The sequence below is a fragment of the Aerolutibacter ruishenii genome, from assembly GCF_007830115.1.
GTDB lineage: Bacteria > Pseudomonadota > Gammaproteobacteria > Xanthomonadales > Xanthomonadaceae > Aerolutibacter > Aerolutibacter ruishenii.
The window spans coordinates 49430-66928 of the sequence record NZ_VLKP01000006.1 but is presented as its reverse complement, the minus strand read 5'-3'; the positions used below and the strand labels follow the sequence as shown (position 1 = coordinate 66928).

11 protein-coding genes are annotated in these 17499 nt (G+C 68.4%); 7 read left to right on the top strand and 4 right to left on the bottom strand.

Annotated features, from left to right (window positions below; translation table 11 throughout):
- The first annotated feature begins 252 nt into the window (after positions 1–252).
- From map to dapE, 5 genes are all read left to right on the top strand, one after another.
- On the top strand, positions 253–1029 hold the full coding sequence (gene map, locus IP93_RS08270; protein ID WP_144814371.1) for a type I methionyl aminopeptidase: 777 nt from the start codon (positions 253–255) through the stop codon (positions 1027–1029).
- Positions 1026–3680, top strand: coding sequence for a [protein-PII] uridylyltransferase (glnD, locus tag IP93_RS08265; protein ID WP_144814368.1), 2655 nt, complete (start codon positions 1026–1028; stop codon positions 3678–3680). The genes map and glnD overlap by 4 nt, the downstream gene beginning before the upstream one ends.
- Positions 3677–4573, top strand: a complete 897-nt coding sequence (gene dapD / locus IP93_RS08260; RefSeq protein WP_144814365.1) for a 2,3,4,5-tetrahydropyridine-2,6-dicarboxylate N-succinyltransferase — start codon at positions 3677–3679, stop codon at positions 4571–4573. Before glnD ends, dapD begins: the two co-directional genes overlap by 4 nt.
- Before the next feature lie 5 nt (positions 4574–4578).
- Positions 4579–4938, top strand: coding sequence for a Spx/MgsR family RNA polymerase-binding regulatory protein (locus tag IP93_RS08255; RefSeq protein WP_144814363.1), 360 nt, complete (start codon positions 4579–4581; stop codon positions 4936–4938).
- Positions 4939–5025: 87 nt separating this feature from the next.
- A complete protein-coding gene (gene dapE / locus IP93_RS08250) occupies positions 5026–6168 on the top strand; it encodes a succinyl-diaminopimelate desuccinylase (RefSeq protein ID WP_144814678.1) in 1143 nt (380 codons plus the stop codon).
- A 22-nt stretch (positions 6169–6190) separates the two neighbouring features.
- Here the strand turns inward: dapE and IP93_RS08245 are convergent, their stop codons facing one another.
- A complete protein-coding gene (locus IP93_RS08245) occupies positions 6191–8551 on the bottom strand; it encodes a penicillin acylase family protein (RefSeq protein WP_144814360.1) in 2361 nt (786 codons plus the stop codon).
- A gap of 320 nt (positions 8552–8871) precedes the next feature.
- Between IP93_RS08245 and asnB the strand changes: the two genes are divergently transcribed.
- Positions 8872–10581: an asparagine synthase B gene (gene asnB / locus IP93_RS08240; protein ID WP_144814357.1), complete on the top strand. Its 1710-nt coding sequence runs from the start codon at positions 8872–8874 to the stop codon at positions 10579–10581.
- A 412-nt stretch (positions 10582–10993) separates the two neighbouring features.
- Complete coding sequence (locus IP93_RS08235; RefSeq protein ID WP_158636308.1) at positions 10994–13654, top strand: EAL domain-containing protein; 2661 nt, start codon at positions 10994–10996, stop codon at positions 13652–13654.
- 7 nt (positions 13655–13661) lie between these two features.
- On the opposite strand, the gene IP93_RS08230 is transcribed toward IP93_RS08235, so the two are convergent.
- The 3 genes from IP93_RS08230 to rnk all read right to left on the bottom strand — a co-directional run bounded on the left by IP93_RS08230 (position 13662) and on the right by rnk (position 17320).
- Complete coding sequence (locus IP93_RS08230) at positions 13662–14321, bottom strand: thiopurine S-methyltransferase (protein WP_144814676.1); 660 nt, start codon at positions 14319–14321, stop codon at positions 13662–13664.
- A 132-nt stretch (positions 14322–14453) separates the two neighbouring features.
- Entirely contained in the window at positions 14454–16694 is a 2241-nt protein-coding gene (gene parC / locus IP93_RS08225; protein ID WP_144814352.1) for a DNA topoisomerase IV subunit A, read from the bottom strand.
- A gap of 209 nt (positions 16695–16903) precedes the next feature.
- Entirely contained in the window at positions 16904–17320 is a 417-nt protein-coding gene (gene rnk / locus IP93_RS08220) for a nucleoside diphosphate kinase regulator (RefSeq protein WP_242006810.1), read from the bottom strand.
- Between the last annotated feature and the right edge of the window lie 179 nt (positions 17321–17499).

Here is a 17499-nt window from a genome sequence, read left to right as displayed (position 1 = left end):
GCTGTGGGTACCTGGGAGCGCCGGGGAGGGACAGCGGGCAGGAGAAGGCGGGTGGAGGAGGGAGTGGGCGATGGGCTTGGGTTGTGGAAAAGCGGGCCATGGATGACCCGCGGCCCGACTCGCGGCAGGATGCCGCGTTGGAGGGCTGGAACAACCCGAGCCCATCGCCCGCTCCCGTTCGGCAGCCAGCCCAGGCGCACTTCCCCCAGCAACCATCAGGCAACCCCAGTGCGGATCAGGGATAATGTGCGAATGGCAATCACCCTCAAGACCCCCGAAGACATCGAGAAGATGCGCGTCGCCGGCCGCCTGGCCGCCGAAGTGCTGCAGATCGTCGCCCCGCACGTGAAGCCGGGCGTGACCACCGAGGAACTGGACCGCATCTGCCACGACCACATCGTGAACGTGCAGCAGGCCATCCCGGCCAACGTCGGCTACAAGGGATTCCCCAAGACCGTCTGCACCTCGGTCAACAACGTCATCTGCCACGGCATCCCCGGCCCCGGCAAGGTGCTGAAGGAGGGTGACATCGTCAACATCGATGTCACCGTCATCAAGGACGGCTGGCACGGCGACACCAGCCGCATGTACTACGTCGGCACCCCGTCGGTCATGGCCAAGCGCCTGGTCGAGGTGACCCGCGAGGCGATGTTCCGCGGCATCCGCATGGTCAAGCCGGGGGCCACGCTGGGCGATATCGGCGCGGCCATCCAGGCATACGCCGAGGCCGAGCGCTTCAGCGTCGTGCGCGAGTACTGCGGCCACGGGATCGGCAAGGTCTACCACGAGGACCCGCAGGTGCTGCATTACGGCCATGCCGGTGAGGGCGTGGTGCTCAAGCCGGGCATGACCTTCACCATCGAGCCGATGATCAACGAAGGTACGCGCCATACGCGCCTGCTGCCGGATGGCTGGACCGTGGTGACCAAGGACCGCAAGCTCTCGGCACAGTGGGAGCACACCGTGGCAGTCACCGACGACGGCGTGGAGATCCTGACCCGCCTGCCGGGCGACGACAACGACCTATGAGCGGCGAGGGCGCCGGCGACGCCCCTGCACCGGAGCCGGTGGCCGGCCTCTCCGATCCGGGTACGTCCCCGCTGGATGACGCGACATGGGCCGCGGCCGCACGCGCGGCGGTGGCGCGACTCGACGCCACGTTGGCGACATCGTTCAAGGCCGATTGCGACATCGATCGCCTGCTGAAGGCGCGGACCGCTGGCGTGGACACGCAGGTCGTGGCCGCATGGCGGCGCTGCGTGGACACCGACGAAGGCCTGGCGCTGTTCGCCGTGGGGGGTTACGGCCGTGGCGAGCTGTTCCCGCAGTCGGACATCGACCTGCTGGTGCTGGCCGAGCCGTCGGCCCAGGTCGCCCACGCCGACGCGTTGGCGCGCTTCATCGCCCTGTTGTGGGATGCAGGGTTGCAGGCGGGGCATGCCGTGCGTTCGGCGATGCAATGCACCGAGGCGGCCGCCGACCTCACCGTCATGACCGCGCTGCTGGAATCCAGGCCCCTGGTGGCGGAAGACGCGGCCACCGTTGCCCTGCAGGACGCGGTCAGCCCTTCGCTGGTGTGGCCGGCACGCGACTTCTTTGCCGCCAAGCGCGAGGAACTGCGGCTGCGCCACGCACGGTACGGTGACACCGCCGACAATCTGGAGCCCAACCTGAAGGAAGGGCCGGGTGGCCTGCGTGACGTGCATACCCTGCGCTGGATGGCGCTGCGCATCCTCGGGACGGGCGACATGGATTCGCTGGTCGCCATCGGCCTGATGGGAGCGGATGAGGTTGCCACCATCCGACGCGAACGACAGGCGCTGTCGCGGCTGCGTTGGGGGCTGCATCTGGTGGCCGGAAAACGCGAGGAGCGCCTGCGTTTTGATTACCAGAAGCTGCTGGCGGCGCGGTTGGGGCACGAGGACAGCGCCGGCAATCTCGGCGTCGAGCAGATGATGCAGGGCTTCTATCGCAGCGCCGCGCTGGTGCTGCGGATCGGCGACCGGTTGCTGCAGCGTTTCGAGGAGCAACTCGAAGGCGAGGCCGAGCCGGAACCGATCGATGACCTGTTCGAACTGCGCCGGGGGTACCTGGCCGCGCGTGATCCGGTCTGGCCGCGCACGCCCGATGCGATGCTGGCGCTGTTCGCGGTGTGGGCCCAGCGCACCGACGTGCGCGGCCTGCATTCGCGCACGGCCCGCGCGTTGGCCGAGACGCTGCCGATGCTGCCGTCGTACGAAGAGGCAGCGCCCGCGCTGCGGCATCGCTTCATGCAGTTGTTGCGCGGGCCGAATCCGGTGGGCACGTTGTCGCGCATGGCGCGGCTGGGCCTGTTGGGCCGCTGGATCCCCGCGTTTTCCAACGTATCCGGTCGCATGCAGTTCGACCTGTTCCACGTGTACACGGTGGACCAGCACACGCTGGCCGTACTGAAGAACCTCGCCTCGTTCGCGTCCGGGCAGGCAGACGAACGCTTCGTACTGGCCCACGAGGTCTGGCCACGCCTGCACAAGCCGGAATTGTTGCTGCTCGCCGGGCTGTTCCATGACATCGCCAAGGGGCGCGGGGGCGACCATTCCGAACTCGGCGCGGTGGATGCGCGCGCGTTCTGCGAAACGATGGGCCTGTCCGAAGGCGCCACCGCGCTGGTGGAGTGGCTGGTCCGCCAGCACCTGTTGATGTCCTTGACCGCCCAGAAACAGGACATCGCCGACCCGGACGTGATCCACCGCTTTGCCACGGTGGTGGCCGATCGCGAGCGGCTGGACCACCTGTACCTGCTGACCTGCGCCGACATCGCGGGCACGTCGCCCAAGCTGTGGAATGCGTGGAAAGACCGCCTGCTCGCCGATCTGTACACGGCCACGCGACTGGCGTTGCGTCGCGGGCTGGAGAATCCGGTGGCCGCCGCCGAGCGGAGTGCCGAGACGCGCGCCGGTGCCAAGGCCATGCTCGGCGCCTTCGGCGTGCGCGACGAGGAAGTGGATGCGCTGTTCGCACGCATGCCCGATGTCGGCTTCCAGCGCGGGCGCCCCGACCAGTTGGCCTGGCAGGCGGCATCGCTGCGGGGCGTGGCGACCGGCGAGACGCGCGTGCGTGCCCGTCCCGTGTCGGCGCATGCCGGCGCGTTGGAAGTGTTCGTGCACTCGCCCGACCGGGATGGGCTGTTCGCCGCGATTGTCGCCACGCTCGACCGCTGTGGTCTGGCCATCCAGCAGGCGCGCGTGCTGGATGGCCCGCATGGCACCATCTTCGACAGCTTCGAGGTGGTGCCCGCCGATCCGCGCACCACGCCTTCGGCCGAGGACATCGAACGCCGGCTCGCCATGGCGCTTGCCGGCTCGCTGGAGGCCATTCGCCCCGCGCGTCGCGCGCAGCCGCGCCACCTGCGCCACTTCCGCATCGTGCCGCAGGTGGGCTTCTACACCCTCGACGCGAGTGGCCAGCCGCGCACCATGCTCAGCCTGGTGTGCAACGACCGCCCGGGCCTGTTGGCCGACGTGGCGTGCGCGCTGCGTGACCAGGGCCTGCGCGTGCACGATGCCCGTATTGCCACCTTCGGCGAACGCGCCGAAGACGTGTTCCAGATCACCGACGAGCGCGACCTGCCGCTCGACGACCCCGCACAGCAGGCGCTCCGTGAAGCGCTGCTGGCCTGCCTAGATGGAGAAAGCCGATGAGTCCCGCCAAGAAGACCGCCCGCAAGACCGCACGCAAGAAGGCCGCGCCGAAGGGCCCCGGAGTGGATGAGCTGAAGTTCATGGTCGACAGCGCCTGGGAACGGCGCACGATGCTCACCCTGGACGAAATCGAGGGTTCACTGCGCGAGACGGTGGAAAGCGTGATCTCGGGGCTGGAAGACGGCCGGTTCCGCGTCGCGGAGCCCGACGGCGACGGCGGCTGGAAGGTCAACGAGTGGTTGAAGAAGGCGGTGCTGCTGTACTTCCGCGTCAACGACATGCAGGTGGTCGAGGGCGCGCCAGCGCCGTTCTGGGACAAGGTCCCGGCCCGGTTCGGCGGCTACGGCGAAACCGAGTTCCGCAAGCTGGGCGCGCGCGTGGTGCCGGGCGCGATCGCCCGCCGTGGCGCCTTCATCGGCAAGGACGTGGTGCTGATGCCGAGCTTCGTCAACATCGGCGCGCACGTGGGCGAAGGCACGATGGTCGATACCTGGGCGACGGTGGGTTCCTGCGCGCAGGTGGGCAAGCACTGCCACCTGTCCGGAGGCGCCGGGATCGGTGGCGTGCTGGAGCCGCTGCAGGCCACCCCGACGATCATCGAGGACCACTGCTTCATCGGCGCGCGCTCGGAAGTGGTCGAGGGCTTCGTCGTTGGCCACCACAGCGTCATCGGCATGGGCGTGTTCCTGGGCCAGAGCACCCGCATCTACAACCGCATGACCGGCGAGATCAGCTACGGCCATGTCCCGCCGTACAGCGTGGTCGTGTCCGGCCAGTTGCCGGCCAAGGACGGCTCGCATTCGCTGTATTGCGCGGTGATCGTCAAGCAGGTCGATGCGAAGACCATCGGCAAGACCAGCATCAACGACCTGCTGCGCGGCCTGGCGGACTGACCGGCATGACCACGCTGTACGGATTGAAGAACTGCGATACGTGCCGGAAGGCCACCCGATGGCTGGACCGCTTCGGTGTCGCGCATGCCTTCGTCGATTACCGTGACGAGCGGCAGGCGCCGGACACGCTGGTGGCATGGAAGGAACAACTGGGCGGCTGGGAGGCGATGCTCAACAAGTCGTCCACCACGTGGCGCACGTTGCCGGAGGCGCGAAAGTCGCCCGGATCGGATGCCGAGTGGAAGCTGCTGCTGAAGGAATATCCGCAACTGATCCGTCGTCCGGTGGTGGTGACCGACGATGGCGTGGTCACCCAGGGCTTCAGCGACAACGGCTTCAAGAAGCGGTTTGGCGTCGGCGCTTGAGGTGCGGCATGCGGGAGCATGGTGATGGGTGAGGCGGACAGGGTGCACGGGAGCGGCGTGGCGGCGGACGATCGGCGGGCAAAGGACATGGGCGGGCAGGCGCTGGCGCTGGCCTGCGAACTGATCGCGCGCGCGTCGGTGACGCCGGACGATGCCGGTTGCCAGCCGCTGCTGGCGCAACGCCTGGAACAGGCCGGTTTCCGCTGCGAGCATCTGCGCTTCGGCGAGGTCGACAACCTGTGGGCGGTGCATGGCGATGACGGCCCCACCCTCGTGTTGCTGGGCCACACCGACGTGGTCCCGCCCGGTCCGCGCGAGGCGTGGGCCAGCGATCCGTTCGTGCCCGAGGTGCGTGATGGCGTGCTGTACGGCCGCGGCGCGGCGGACATGAAGGGCAGCGTCGCAGCGTTCGTGGTGGCCGCCGAACAGTTTGCCCATGCGCACCCTGCACATCCCGGGCGCATCGCCATCCTGTTGACCTCCGACGAGGAGGGCGATGCAATCGATGGTGTGCGCAAGGTGGCCGAAGCGTTCCACGCGCGCGGCGAGCGCATGGACTGGTGCGTGACCGGTGAGCCGTCGTCGAAGGCCGTGCTTGGCGACCTGTTGCGCGTGGGTCGCCGCGGCAGCCTGTCGGCCACGCTCACGGTGCGTGGCGTGCAGGGCCATGTGGCGTACCCGGAGAAGGCGCGCAATCCGATCCACCTTGCCTTGCCCGCGCTGGCGGCGCTGACCGCACGGCGCTGGGACGAGGGTTACGAGACCTTCCCCCCGACCAGCCTGCAGGTGAGCAACATCCACGCCGGCACCGGCGCGAACAATGTCATCCCCGGTGAGCTGCAGGTGCTGTTCAACCTGCGCTACAACCCGACCTGGACGGCCTCGCAGCTGGAGCACGAGTGCGAGGCCATCCTGCAGGCCCATGCGCTGGACTATTCGGTGCACTGGCATCGCAGCGGCGAGCCCTTCTACACGCCTGAAGGCCCGTTGCGGGCCGCGGCGCGCGAGGTGCTGGCCGGGTTTGCCGGCGCGATGCCGGAGGAAAGCACCGGTGGCGGCACCTCCGATGCGCGCTTCATCGCGCCGCTGGGGACGCAGTGCATCGAGATCGGCCCGGTCAATGCCAGCATCCACAAGGTGGATGAGCATGTGCGCGTGGCCGATCTGCAGGCGCTGCCGTCGCTGTACCTCGCGTTGATCGAGCGGATGTTGCTGGCCCGCAGCGTGTAATCAGCGGGCAGGGACTGCGGCGTCAGCGCTGGGTAGGCACCATGCGCAGCGTGTGCCGGGCCGCCCCGGGCAGGAACGGCGTGGGACGGCCGTGCACCCAGTCGTCGTGGCCGGCTCCCCAGAAGGGCGACAGCGGGTGTCCGCTCTGCCCGCCGGGCATGTGCGCGATGCCTTCGGCCTCATGGCCGGGCGCCACGACCATGCGCTGCGACGCACCCTTGTCGGGCGTCTGCACGCGCGGCACGGCCGTATCGCCCGGCAGCGGTTCAAACGGCATGCACAGCCACGGTTTGGCGAAGGCGGGCAGCGCGCCGGCCAGCGGATGGCAGATGTTGGCCGTGTTCTGCTCGCCCCAGGTGCGCTGTTCCAGCGGCCCCTGGCGCATGAGCGCATCGCGGGTTTCGATGGCAGCATCCTCCAGCAAAGCGTCCCACGAGGCGTAGCCCGTCGGCAGCAAATGCGCGGGCCGCGCGGTGACCATCGGCCACGCCACGCCTTCCAGCTGCGGCAACGAGGGCAGCGCCGCATTGTCACCCAGTGCGGCGCGGGCCGGCGCCAGCAGGCCGGCTTCGATGCGGCGGTTGACCGCCAGTCGCCAGGTGCGCACCAGCCGGTAACTCACCGCATCCGCCGCGGCGCGGCCTTCCCAATGCTTGGCCGCCGTGGCCAGGGCCGTCAGCGCTGGACGCCGGGTGCGTGCGGCGCTGTCACGCAACAGGTGCCACCACGGGGTCAGCAGCCCGGCCCGGTCATCGAGCTGGATGGCGAGCAGGGTGCGCTCGTCGAATTGCTCGTGCGTGAACAGCGCATCGCGGATCTGCCGGGCCCGTGTCCCGAGCACGTAGCCTCCGTCGCCGATGCGGTCGAGCGCGTGGCCGTCCACCACGCGGCTGTTGGCGGTCCACAGCCGGCCGGCGGGCGGGTCGATCACGGCCGGCGCCCCGGCAGTTGAAACCGGCCACGGCCGGCAGGCATCGCCTTCCTCCACCAGATGGTGGATCGAGCAGCCCGCACCGCGCAGTGGCATGGGCCCGAGCATGCGCCACGCGATGCGACCGGTGCGGTCGCCGATCACGAGGTTCTGGCCGGGTACGGCGGCGGTGTCGGCGAAGGCGAGCGCCTGGTCGAGCGATCCTGCGCGGGCGAAATGGCTCAGCCCGAAGTTCAGCGCGCCCGGCAAGTGCGCGGTCCAGCGCAGGGCCAGGGCGGTGCCGTCCGGTTCGCGATGCAGGATCGGGCCCCAGGCCGATTCCTCCACCGTGAAGGGTTCGGGACGGCCGCCCGCAACGGCGATGGGCTCATCATGCCGCACCGTCGGTTCACAACCCGTGGACACATTGCGTGTCGGGCACGGGCGCTCGCGGCGCCAGTCCAGCCAGTCGCCATAGCCGTTGGTGAAACCCCAAGCCACGTGGCCGTTGCTTCCCACCACCACCGTGGGAAGACCGGGCAGGGTGAACCCGGTGACGTCCACGCGGCCGCCCGCGGCCATCGCGTCCGCATAGCGCAAGCGGGCGCGGAACCAGATGTTGGGCGCGCGCAGGCCCAGGTGCATGTCGTCGGCGACGATGGCGCGGCCATCGCGCGTGAGCGCGCCGGCCACCGCGAAGTTGTTGCTGCCGGTGGCGGCGATGTCGTCCAGGCGGCGGGTGCTGGCCGACCGTGCGCCGGCAAGCGTGCGCAGGTCCAGTTCGGTCGCGGAAGGCAGGGGCGCATCGCCGCGGGCGCGTCCGGCGATCGGTGCGTCCCATTGGCTGCCGTCGTAGGCCAGCAGGTTGAACAGGGGCGCGGGCAAACGCGGCTGCAGGCGCCACAACGCCAGTTCGCGCGCATTCCCGGGGTCGTGCAGGTCGAAGTACATCGCGAAGCCGGTGAGCGCGCTGTCCTCCGCACGCCATGGTTCGGGGCGGGTGCGCAGCAGGAGATACGGCCAGGGACGCGTGCGCAGCGCGGCCAGGCCGGCATTGACGCCTTCGACATAGGCATCCAGCACGGCGCGCTTGTCACCGGCAATGCGTGCCAGGTCACGCGTCACCCGTGCGCGGATGCGGTGCACGCGCCGGGACTTGTCCAGCTCGACCGCCCGTTCGCCAAACAGGCCCGCGAGTTCGCCAGCGGCGGTGCGGCGCATCAGGTCCATCTCGAAGTAGCGTTCCTGCGCATGCACATACCCCAGCGCGCGCATGGCATCGGCTTCGCTGACGGCGTCCACCGTGACGATGCCCAGTTCGTCGCGCTGCACGGTCACAGGCGCGGACAGTCCCGGCGTCGCGAGCTGGCCATCGAGCTGCGGCAGGCTGCCGCGCAGCAACCACCACCCGAGCAGCGCCGCCACCGCGGCCACCCCCACGATCAGCACGAACCCCCGGCGAATCCACTTCATGGCCTGCACCTCCTGCGATCAGCATATCGGATGAACGGGGTGGGACTGCTGCGCTTCGTTTCAGCGGAAAGCATCGCTTGCGCAGGCCAGGGGGATGCTGCAGGATGAATCCATGAGTTCTGTTGCCTCTCCCTCCAGTACCTGCACCGCCCGCCTCGGACGCGGTTGCGCCCTGGTGCGCGGCAATAACGTGAATAACAACGCCAGCCTCCCGCAGGCCGGCGACTAGCACTTGTAAACGCTACTCGCTCTCTCCAAGGCCTGCACTGCGAAGTGCGGGCCTTTTTGTTTCATCTCCCTCTCCCAAGGAAACCCCCGCCATGTGTTCCATCCTCGGTGTCTTCGATCTCCGGCCCGGCGTAGACCTCTCGCCGCTCAGGCCTCTGGCCCTGTCGTTGTCAGCGCGGCAACGCCACCGCGGCCCTGACTGGAGCGGCGTGCACGTGGACGCCGCCGCCATCCTCGTGCACGAGCGCCTGGCCATCGTGGACCCGTCCGGTGGCGCACAGCCCATCCGCTCGGCCGATGGCGCACTGGTGCTGGCCGTCAACGGCGAGATCTACAACCACCGCGACCTCGAACGTCGCCTGGCCCGTCCTTACGCGTTCCAGACCGGCTCGGACTGCGAGGTGGTCAACGCGCTGTACCGTGACGGCCGCGACGTCGGCACGTGGCTGGGACAGTTGAACGGCATTTTCGCCTTCACCCTGTGGGATCGCGAAACCCGACGCGTGGTGGTCGCCCGCGATCACATGGGCATCTGTCCGTTGTACTGGGGCCATGACGCCGACGGCCGGTTGTGGGTGGCCTCGGAGATGAAGGCGCTGGTGCGGGTGTGCGATGACGTTGCGCCATTCCCGCCCGGCCACTACTACGACAGTGCCGACCCGCGCTGCGCGGATGGCGCCCCGATCCGCTACTACGAGCGCGCCTGGCGCGACTACGCCACGGTGGAAGGCGTGGCCGCCGACAGGACCGAGCTGCGCGAGGCGTTCGAGCGCGCGGTGCACCGGCAGATGATGAGCGACGTGCCCTATGGCGTGTTGCTGTCGGGCGGGCTGGACTCGTCGCTGGTGGCGGCGTGCGCGGCGCGCTTCGCCCGCCGTCGGGTGGAGGAGGACGACCAGTCGGAGGCGTGGTGGCCGCGCCTGCATTCGTTCGCGATCGGCCTGGAGGGATCGCCCGACCTCAAGGCCGCGCGGATCGCCGCCGATGCGCTGGGCACCGTGCACCATGGCTTCACCTACACCTTCGAGGAAGGCCTGGACGCGCTGCCCGAGGTGATCCGCCACATCGAGACCTACGACGTCACCACCATCCGCGCCTCCACGCCGATGTACCTGCTGGCCCGCCGGATCAAGGCGATGGGGGTGAAGATGGTGCTGTCGGGCGAGGGCAGCGACGAGATCTTCGGCGGCTACCTGTACTTCCACAAGGCGCCCAACGCGCGCGAGTTCCACGAGGAGCTGGTGCGCAAGCTCGACGCGCTGCACAGCTACGACTGCCTGCGCGCCAACAAGTCGATGATGGCCTGGGGTGTGGAACCGCGCGTGCCGTTCCTTGACGTGGAGTTCCTGGACGTGGCCATGCGCATGGACGCCGCGCACAAGATGGCCGGCGCGCGCGCGGACGGCAGCGTGCGCATCGAGAAGGCGATCCTGCGCGAGGCCTTCGAGGGTTACCTGCCCGCGGAAATCCTGTGGCGGCAGAAGGAGCAGTTCAGTGACGGCGTCGGTTACGGCTGGATCGATGGACTGAAGGCGCACGCCGAGGCGCAGGTCAGCGACGCCGAATTCGCCACGGCGGAACAGCGTTTCCCGATCAATCCGCCGCAGACCAGGGAAGCGTACTTCTACCGTCGGATCTTCGAGCAGTTGTTCCCGGGCGACGCCTGTGCGGAAACCGTGCCGGGTGGCAAGTCGATCGCCTGCTCCTCGCCAGCCGCGATCGCGTGGGACGCGGCGTTCGCCAGCATGGCCGATCCGTCGGGCCGGGCAGTCGCGGGGGTGCACCAGGCCGCGTTGGCCTGACTACCCGTGGCTGGAGGGGCGGGGGCAGGGGCGGGAAGCTCCGTGGCCGACGGACGGCCGCTTCCCGCAGGTCGCCGCGTTCCCTTCTCAGGCAATGGCCAGCACGTTCCATGGCAAGTCCCAGCGTGGTGAGTCCGGGGTCGCGGCCGGAGGTGGTGCCGCGCGTGCCGGGGTTGTGCACGCGCCTGAGAGCGCGAGCGAGTTGGACGACATGGTGCTCCGCCTGGCCGGGATGTTGTTCGGCTGCGAGGAAGGCCGGCTGGTTTGGGTGTCGGGTCTGTCTCCTGATGGGGAACCCGTGCGCCACCAGTGGCCAACCACACCGCTGTCGCGTGCGGAGTGGACGCTGATCGCGGAGGCCAGACGGCTGCGCGCGTGCGTTGTGCGCCCCGCGGGACGGCAGGGTTGGCTCTTGGCCGCGCATCCTTTCGAGCACGCGCAGGCCGTCATGCTTGCGGAATGGCCCGAAGACAGCGGGCTGCCCGACACGCCACCGGCTGGCCTGACGGAGTTCCTGTCGCTGTTGGCCCTGCGGATGCGCGTGGAGGTTGAGCTGGGCGCGGCGCGGCGCGCAGCCGGCCGGATGGAAAAGGCCGCCAAGTTGCAGAGCGCGTTCTACCTGATCGCCGACCTGGCCAGCAGCGAACTGGACATGCAGGAAATGCTCCGGCGCGTCCAGGCGGTCGTCAAGGGGTTGCTGTACGCGGACAATTTCTCGATCTCGCTCTACAACCCCGAACGCGACACCTTGCGCTTCATGTACTTCTCTGACGGGAAGTCGCCCACGGCATTCAACGTGGGCACGGAGATTCCCGGTTCCCGCCTGGCCAACAGCCTGACGATGGCCGTGATCCGGCAAGGCCGGTCGTTGCAGGGACCTTCGCGATGCCTGCGCGAATTACTGGGTCTGGAGGGTGCGGGCGAGTTCGGGCCCGAGAGCGTGGACTGGCTGGGCGTGCCGATGATCGCCGAAGGCCGCGTGCAAGGCGCGGTGGTGGTGCAGTCATACGACCCCGGCCAGCGGTACACGGACGCGGACCAGGCCCTGCTGGCCTTCGTCGCACAGCACATCCTCACGGCTCTTGAGCGCAGGCAGGCGCATGATGAGCTTGAACGGCGGGTGGAAGAGCGCACACAGGCGCTGACCCAGGAAGTGCGCGAGCGCCAACGCGGCGAGCGGTTGCAGACGGCGCTGTTCCAGATCGCGGACCTTGCCAGTTCCGAGCTGGACATGGCCGAGATGTTGCGTTGCATCCATGACGTGGTGCGCGGGCTCATGTATGCGCGCAACCTGCTGATCGTGCTGCATAACGACGAACGGGACACGCTTCGCTTCATCTACCACGCTGATGAGATGGACCCCGACCTGGTGGCCATCGACGTCGACGTGCCGGCGGAGACGATGCGTGACACCATGACCCTGGGCCTGGTGCGCCACGGGCGACCCGTCATGGGTCCGCCCGCCCGCGTCACCGCGCAACTGGGCATTCCCGAAGGGGTGTACGTCGGCGCCATGGCGGAGGACGTGCTGGGCGTGCCGATGGTGTCGGAAGGCATCGTGCGCGGGGCGATCCTGGTCCAGAGCTACGACCCGGCAGTCCATTTCGAAGCCGACGACCGGGCGCTGCTCACGTACGTGTCACAGCACATCCTGACGGCGCTGGACCGCAAGCAGGCGCAGGCCGATCTGGAACGCCGCGTGGAAAGCCGCACCCGGGAACTGGCGGCGGTGGTAGGGGAGTTGCGCGCGCAGATCCGGGAGCGCGAGCGGGTCGAGCAGCAGCTGATGCACGAAACGCGCCACGACTCACTCACCGGACTACCGAACCGTGGCTTCCTCTACGACGCGCTCGATCGTGCCATCGCGCGGCGGCAGCGCAATCCCGACCACAGTTTCGCGGTCCTGTTCCTGGACCTGGACCGGTTCAAGGTGATCAACGACAGTGTCGGCCACCATGCGGGCGACAAGGTCTTGAAACAGGCGGGTACGCGACTGGCCGCCTGCGTGCGTCCCTTCGACGTGGTGGCGCGTCTGGGCGGGGACGAGTTCGCGATGCTGCTGGAGGACGTCAACCTGCCCGAAGAGGCGTGTCATCTCGCACAGCGGGTGATCCAGTCCCTGGGCGCGCCCATGTACATCGACGGCAAGGAGCTGTTCACCTCGGCCAGCATCGGCATCGCGCTTGGGCACGAGCGCTACCAGCGGGCCGAGGAGATGTTGCGCGACGCGGATGTTGCCATGTACCGCGCCAAGGCGCACGGAAGACGGCGGTTCGAGATCTTCGACGAGCGGCTCCACGGTGAGGCGCTGGAGCTGCTGGAGCTGGAAAGCGACCTGCGCCGCGCAATCCGCCGCTCGGAGTTCGTGCCGTACTTCCAACCCATCGTGAGATTGCGGGACCGGCACGTTGTCGGTTACGAGGCGTTGCTGCGCTGGCGTCATCCCAGTCGGGGCGTGCTGACCCCAGGGGCGTTCCTGGAGGTGGCGGAGGAAAGCGGAAGCGTCGAGCAGATCGATTGGCAGATGTTCGAGAAGACCTGTCGCATGGTCCAGCGGCAGCATGAGGACGTGGGCTACGTCACGATCAACGTGTCGCCACGGCACTTCCGTTCCCCGGTGCTGGCCGACCAGGTGCTGCGGATGCTCGACGCGCATGACCTACCCCACGATCGGATCCGGCTTGAGCTCACCGAGGGGGCGCTGCTGGACAACCCCGACCAGGTGCTGACCACGCTGGAAGTCCTGCGCGATGCGGGTGTGGTGGCGGCGCTGGACGACTTCGGTACCGGCTACTCGTCCCTGAGTTACCTGCATCGCTTCCCGTTGCACTCGCTCAAGATCGACCGCTCGTTCGTCACCGCGCTGCGTCGCGGGGAGGAAGCTGGCAGCGAGGCGGTGGTGCGCGCCGTCGTGGTCATGGCCGAAACCCTGGGCATGGACGTGATCGCCGAGGGCATCGAGACCGGCGAACAGTGTGACTATCTGCTGGAGATCGGCTGTGAGCTGGGCCAGGGCTTCCTGTTCTCGCCGGCCCGGCCGGCCTCGGAGTGGGCGGCCTGGCGCGCCCACTGAGCCCGACTCAGCGTTGGCGATCCAACTGGTACACGACCGTGTTGAGCGCGGTCACGCCGGCCTGGACGAACGCGGGGTCCTGCGCGAGGATGTCCCTGCGCTCCAGCAACTGGACGCCCCAGCGGTCGCCAAACAGCAACCGTACCTCGTCCTCGTGTACCGCGAACGGCGGGCCTTCCTTTTCCGCTTGCGGGTACTCCAGCGTGATCAGCATGCCCTGGCAGCGTCCCGGGAGGCGTGCGTACAGCTCGTCCGCATAGCGCCTGCGCATCTGAGGTGGCAATGCGATCAGGGCCGCACGGTCGTACACGGCATCGCATTCGCCAAGCAGGGCGGCGGGGAGTTCGAATGCGTCGCCGCAGACCAGTTCGATGTCGCCGGAGCGGTAGTGGCGGCCATAGGGGGATTGGGTGAGGGTGTAGGGCAGGTCGTTCTCGGTGAAGAACTGCTCCACCGCCAACTGCGACAGTTCCACGCCCAGCACGCGGTAGCCCTGCGATGCGAGCCAGAGCATGTCCCGCGATTTGCCGGCCAGGGGCACGAACACGCGGCTGCCAGGCGATACGCCGAGCGACGGCCAATGCTTGAGCATCAGCGGCGTCGCCTTGTCCTGGTGGAAGCCGATGCGGTTTTCCTGCCAGCGCTGGTGCCAGAAATCGGGTTCCATCATTCAATCCTCGTTTGCGGTGCGAGGCGGGTACGTCAGTTGACGTCCAGGCCTTTCACGTTCCGCCGTGCCGCCCTGCAGTGGGCGCGTGGTGGATTCGAGCCCGCCGCAGCGCATGCCGCGGCTTCGCAATCAGACATCCAGACCATCGACCTTCTGCCAGCCCCGCGGCAACAATCCACCACGCGTCGCCCGTGCGCCGACGTATGCCTCGAGGTCCTTCCACGACAGCGACATCGTGCGCGCGCCGGACTTCACCGTCAGCGCGCCACCGGCCGGCACCACCGCCACCGCCACCACGCGCTCGGTGCCCAGCTTGGCCTTCGGGATGTCGATCAGCTTGTTGCCCTTGCCCTTGTCCAGCTCAGGCAACTCACTCACCGGGAACGCCAGCAGGTGGCCGACGTTGGTCACCGCGACCACGCGGTCCTGGTCCACCGCGCCTACCGCCGCCGGCTGCAGCACCTTGGCGCCCGGCGTGAGCGACAGCATCGCCTTGCCGGCCTTGTTGCGTCCGGTCAGGTTCTCGAAGCGGGTGACGAAGCCGTAGCCGTGCGAGGACGCCAGTACGAAGCGGGTGTCGTTCTCGCCGCTGGCCAGCGCCTGGAACGCCGCACCCGCCGCGGGCGAGAAGCGGCCGGTCAGCGGTTCGCCGTTGCCGCGCGCCGAGGGCAGCGAATGCACCACGGTCGAATAGGCGCGGCCCGTCGAGTCCAGAAAGGCCACCTGCTGCGTGCTGCGTGCCTTCGCCGCGCCCAGCAGCGCGTCGCCCTCGCGATAGCTCAGGCCAGCGGCATCGATGTCGTGACCCTTGGCCGCACGCACCCAACCCTTTTCGCTGAGCACCACGGTCATCGGCTCGCTGGGCACCAGCTCGGTCTCGGAGATGGCCTGCGCAGCGCCACGTGCCACCAGCGGTGAACGGCGTGCATCGCCAAACTTCTTCGCGTCCGCCAGCAGTTCGTCCTTCACCAGCTTCTTCAGTTTGGCCTTGCTCTCCAGCGTGGCGACGATGCGGTCGCGCTCGGCCAGCAGCTCGGCTTCTTCGCCGCGGATCTTCATCTCCTCCAGGCGCGCCAGCTGGCGCAGCCTGGTCTCGAGGATGTAGTCGGTCTGCTCCTCGCTCAGGTTGAAACGCGCCATCAACACCTGCTTGGGCTCGTCCTCGGTGCGGATGATGCGGATCACTTCATCCAGGTTGAGGAACGCGACCAGCAAGCCGGCCAACAGGTGCAGGCGGCGCTCGACCTTGTCGAGGCGGTGCTTGAGCCGGCGCGTCACCGTGTCGGTGCGGAAGTGCAGCCACTCGGTCAGGAACTGCTTCAGGCCCTTCACCTGCGGGCGGCCGTCCAGGCCGATCACGTTGAAGTTGACCCGGAAGCTCTTCTCCAGGTCGGTGGTGGCGAACAGGTGGCCCATCAGCTGGTCGGTGTCCACGCGGTTGCTGCGCGTGACCAGCACGATGCGGGTCGGGTTGGCGTGGTCGGACTCGTCGCGCAGGTCCTCCAGCCACGGCAGCTTCTTGGCGCGCATCTGCGCGGCGATCTGCTCGATCACCTTGCCCGGCGAGGCCTGGTACGGCAGCGCGGTGACGACGATGTTGTTGCCGTCCTTCTCGTACACGGCGCGGGCGCGAACGCTGCCCAGGCCGGTCTCGTACATCTGCAGCAGGTCGGCGCGCGGGGTGATGATCTCCGCGGTGGTCGGGTAATCCGGGCCCAGCACGTGCTCGCAAAGGTCGCGGGTGGTCGCGTCCGGATCGTCGAGCAGGCGCACGCAGGCGCTGACCACTTCGTTGAGGTTGTGCGGCGGCACGTCGGTGGCCATGCCCACCGCAATGCCGGTGGTGCCGTTGAGCAGCAGGTGCGGCAGGCGCGCCGGCATCCACGACGGCTCTTCCAGCGTGCCGTCGAAGTTGGGCGTCCAGTCCACCGTGCCCTGGCCCAGCTCGCCCAGCAGCACTTCGGCGATGGGGGTCAGCTTGGATTCGGTGTAGCGCATCGCCGCGAACGACTTGGGGTCGTCGGTGGAGCCGAAGTTGCCCTGGCCCTCCACCAGCGGGTAGCGGTACGAGAACGGCTGCGCCATCAGCACCATCGCCTCGTAGCAGGCGCTGTCGCCGTGCGGGTGGTACTTGCCGATCACGTCGCCGACGGTGCGCGCCGACTTCTTCGGCTTGGAGGCGGCATTGAGCCCCAGCTCGCTCATCGAATAGATGATGCGGCGCTGCACCGGCTTGAGCCCGTCACCGAGGAACGGCAGGGCGCGGTCGAGCACCACGTACATCGAGTAGTCGAGGTAGGCGCGTTCGGCGTACTCGCGCAGGGGGATCTGCTCGAAGCCGTGGAAAGCCGGTCTTACGGAATCATTCATGGCGGACTTCATGGGCGGACTTCAATGGCGAAAGCGTCATGCGCGGATGCGCGCGCGTTCGGGTGTCCGGTCGATTCTAACCGCCGGCCCGACCGTGGGGCCGGGACCGGGACGATAGGCGGCGGCGGTCGCAAATGCCGCGACGCAGGGCCGTGCCGGATGCGGTGTGGCGTGCGTGGCCGGGCCGTTCAGGCTGCGGCCCGACCTGGTCAACGGGTGTAGTCCCCGGCTGCTTCGGGCTGGTACTGGATGGACAGCACGCGCAGGCTGATGGTGCGGCCGCCCGGGATGGGCCACTGGATGCTGTCGCCGATGCGCAGGCCCAGCAGCGCGCTGCCGACCGGGGCGAGGATGGACACCTTGTCGGCGCTGCCATCGGCATCGCGCGGGAACACCAGGGTCATCGCGCGCTCTTCGCCGCTGTTCTCGTCGAGGAAGCGGGCGGTCGAGTTCATGGTGATGACGTCGGCGGGCATCTTGGCCGGCTCGACGATCTCGGCGCGCTCCAGTTCGGCCTGCAGGGCCTGGGTGTCGAGGCCGCGTGCGATGGGGGTTTCCAGCAGCGCTTCCAGGCGCTCGCAGTCGAAACGGGAGATCATCAGGGGCGGTGGGGCGGACTTGGTCACGGTCTTCTCCAAAAGTAGAAGCGGGCGACGCGCCATGCGCACCGCCCGCAGGTTCACTGGTTTTGCCAAACCCTAGCCCCGAACGGATCCTTCTTCAAGCCGGCAGAAAAGAGTTGACAGGGTGAAGGCGTAGTCCCAGAATACGCGGCTCGCAAGGCAGCAACATCGCCGAACGAAAT

Coding starts and splice junctions, on each gene's coding strand:
- map (WP_144814371.1), top strand. CDS start 253: ATGGCAATCACCCTCAAGACCCCCGAAGACATCGAGAAGATGCGCGTC.
- asnB (WP_144814357.1), top strand. CDS start 8,872: ATGTGTTCCATCCTCGGTGTCTTCGATCTCCGGCCCGGCGTAGACCTC.
- parC (WP_144814352.1), bottom strand. CDS start 16,694: ATGAATGATTCCGTAAGACCGGCTTTCCACGGCTTCGAGCAGATCCCC.
- IP93_RS08245 (WP_144814360.1), bottom strand. CDS start 8,551: ATGAAGTGGATTCGCCGGGGGTTCGTGCTGATCGTGGGGGTGGCCGCG.
- IP93_RS08255 (WP_144814363.1), top strand. CDS start 4,579: ATGACCACGCTGTACGGATTGAAGAACTGCGATACGTGCCGGAAGGCC.
- IP93_RS08230 (WP_144814676.1), bottom strand. CDS start 14,321: ATGGAACCCGATTTCTGGCACCAGCGCTGGCAGGAAAACCGCATCGGC.
- dapE (WP_144814678.1), top strand. CDS start 5,026: ATGGGCGGGCAGGCGCTGGCGCTGGCCTGCGAACTGATCGCGCGCGCG.
- dapD (WP_144814365.1), top strand. CDS start 3,677: ATGAGTCCCGCCAAGAAGACCGCCCGCAAGACCGCACGCAAGAAGGCC.
- glnD (WP_144814368.1), top strand. CDS start 1,026: ATGAGCGGCGAGGGCGCCGGCGACGCCCCTGCACCGGAGCCGGTGGCC.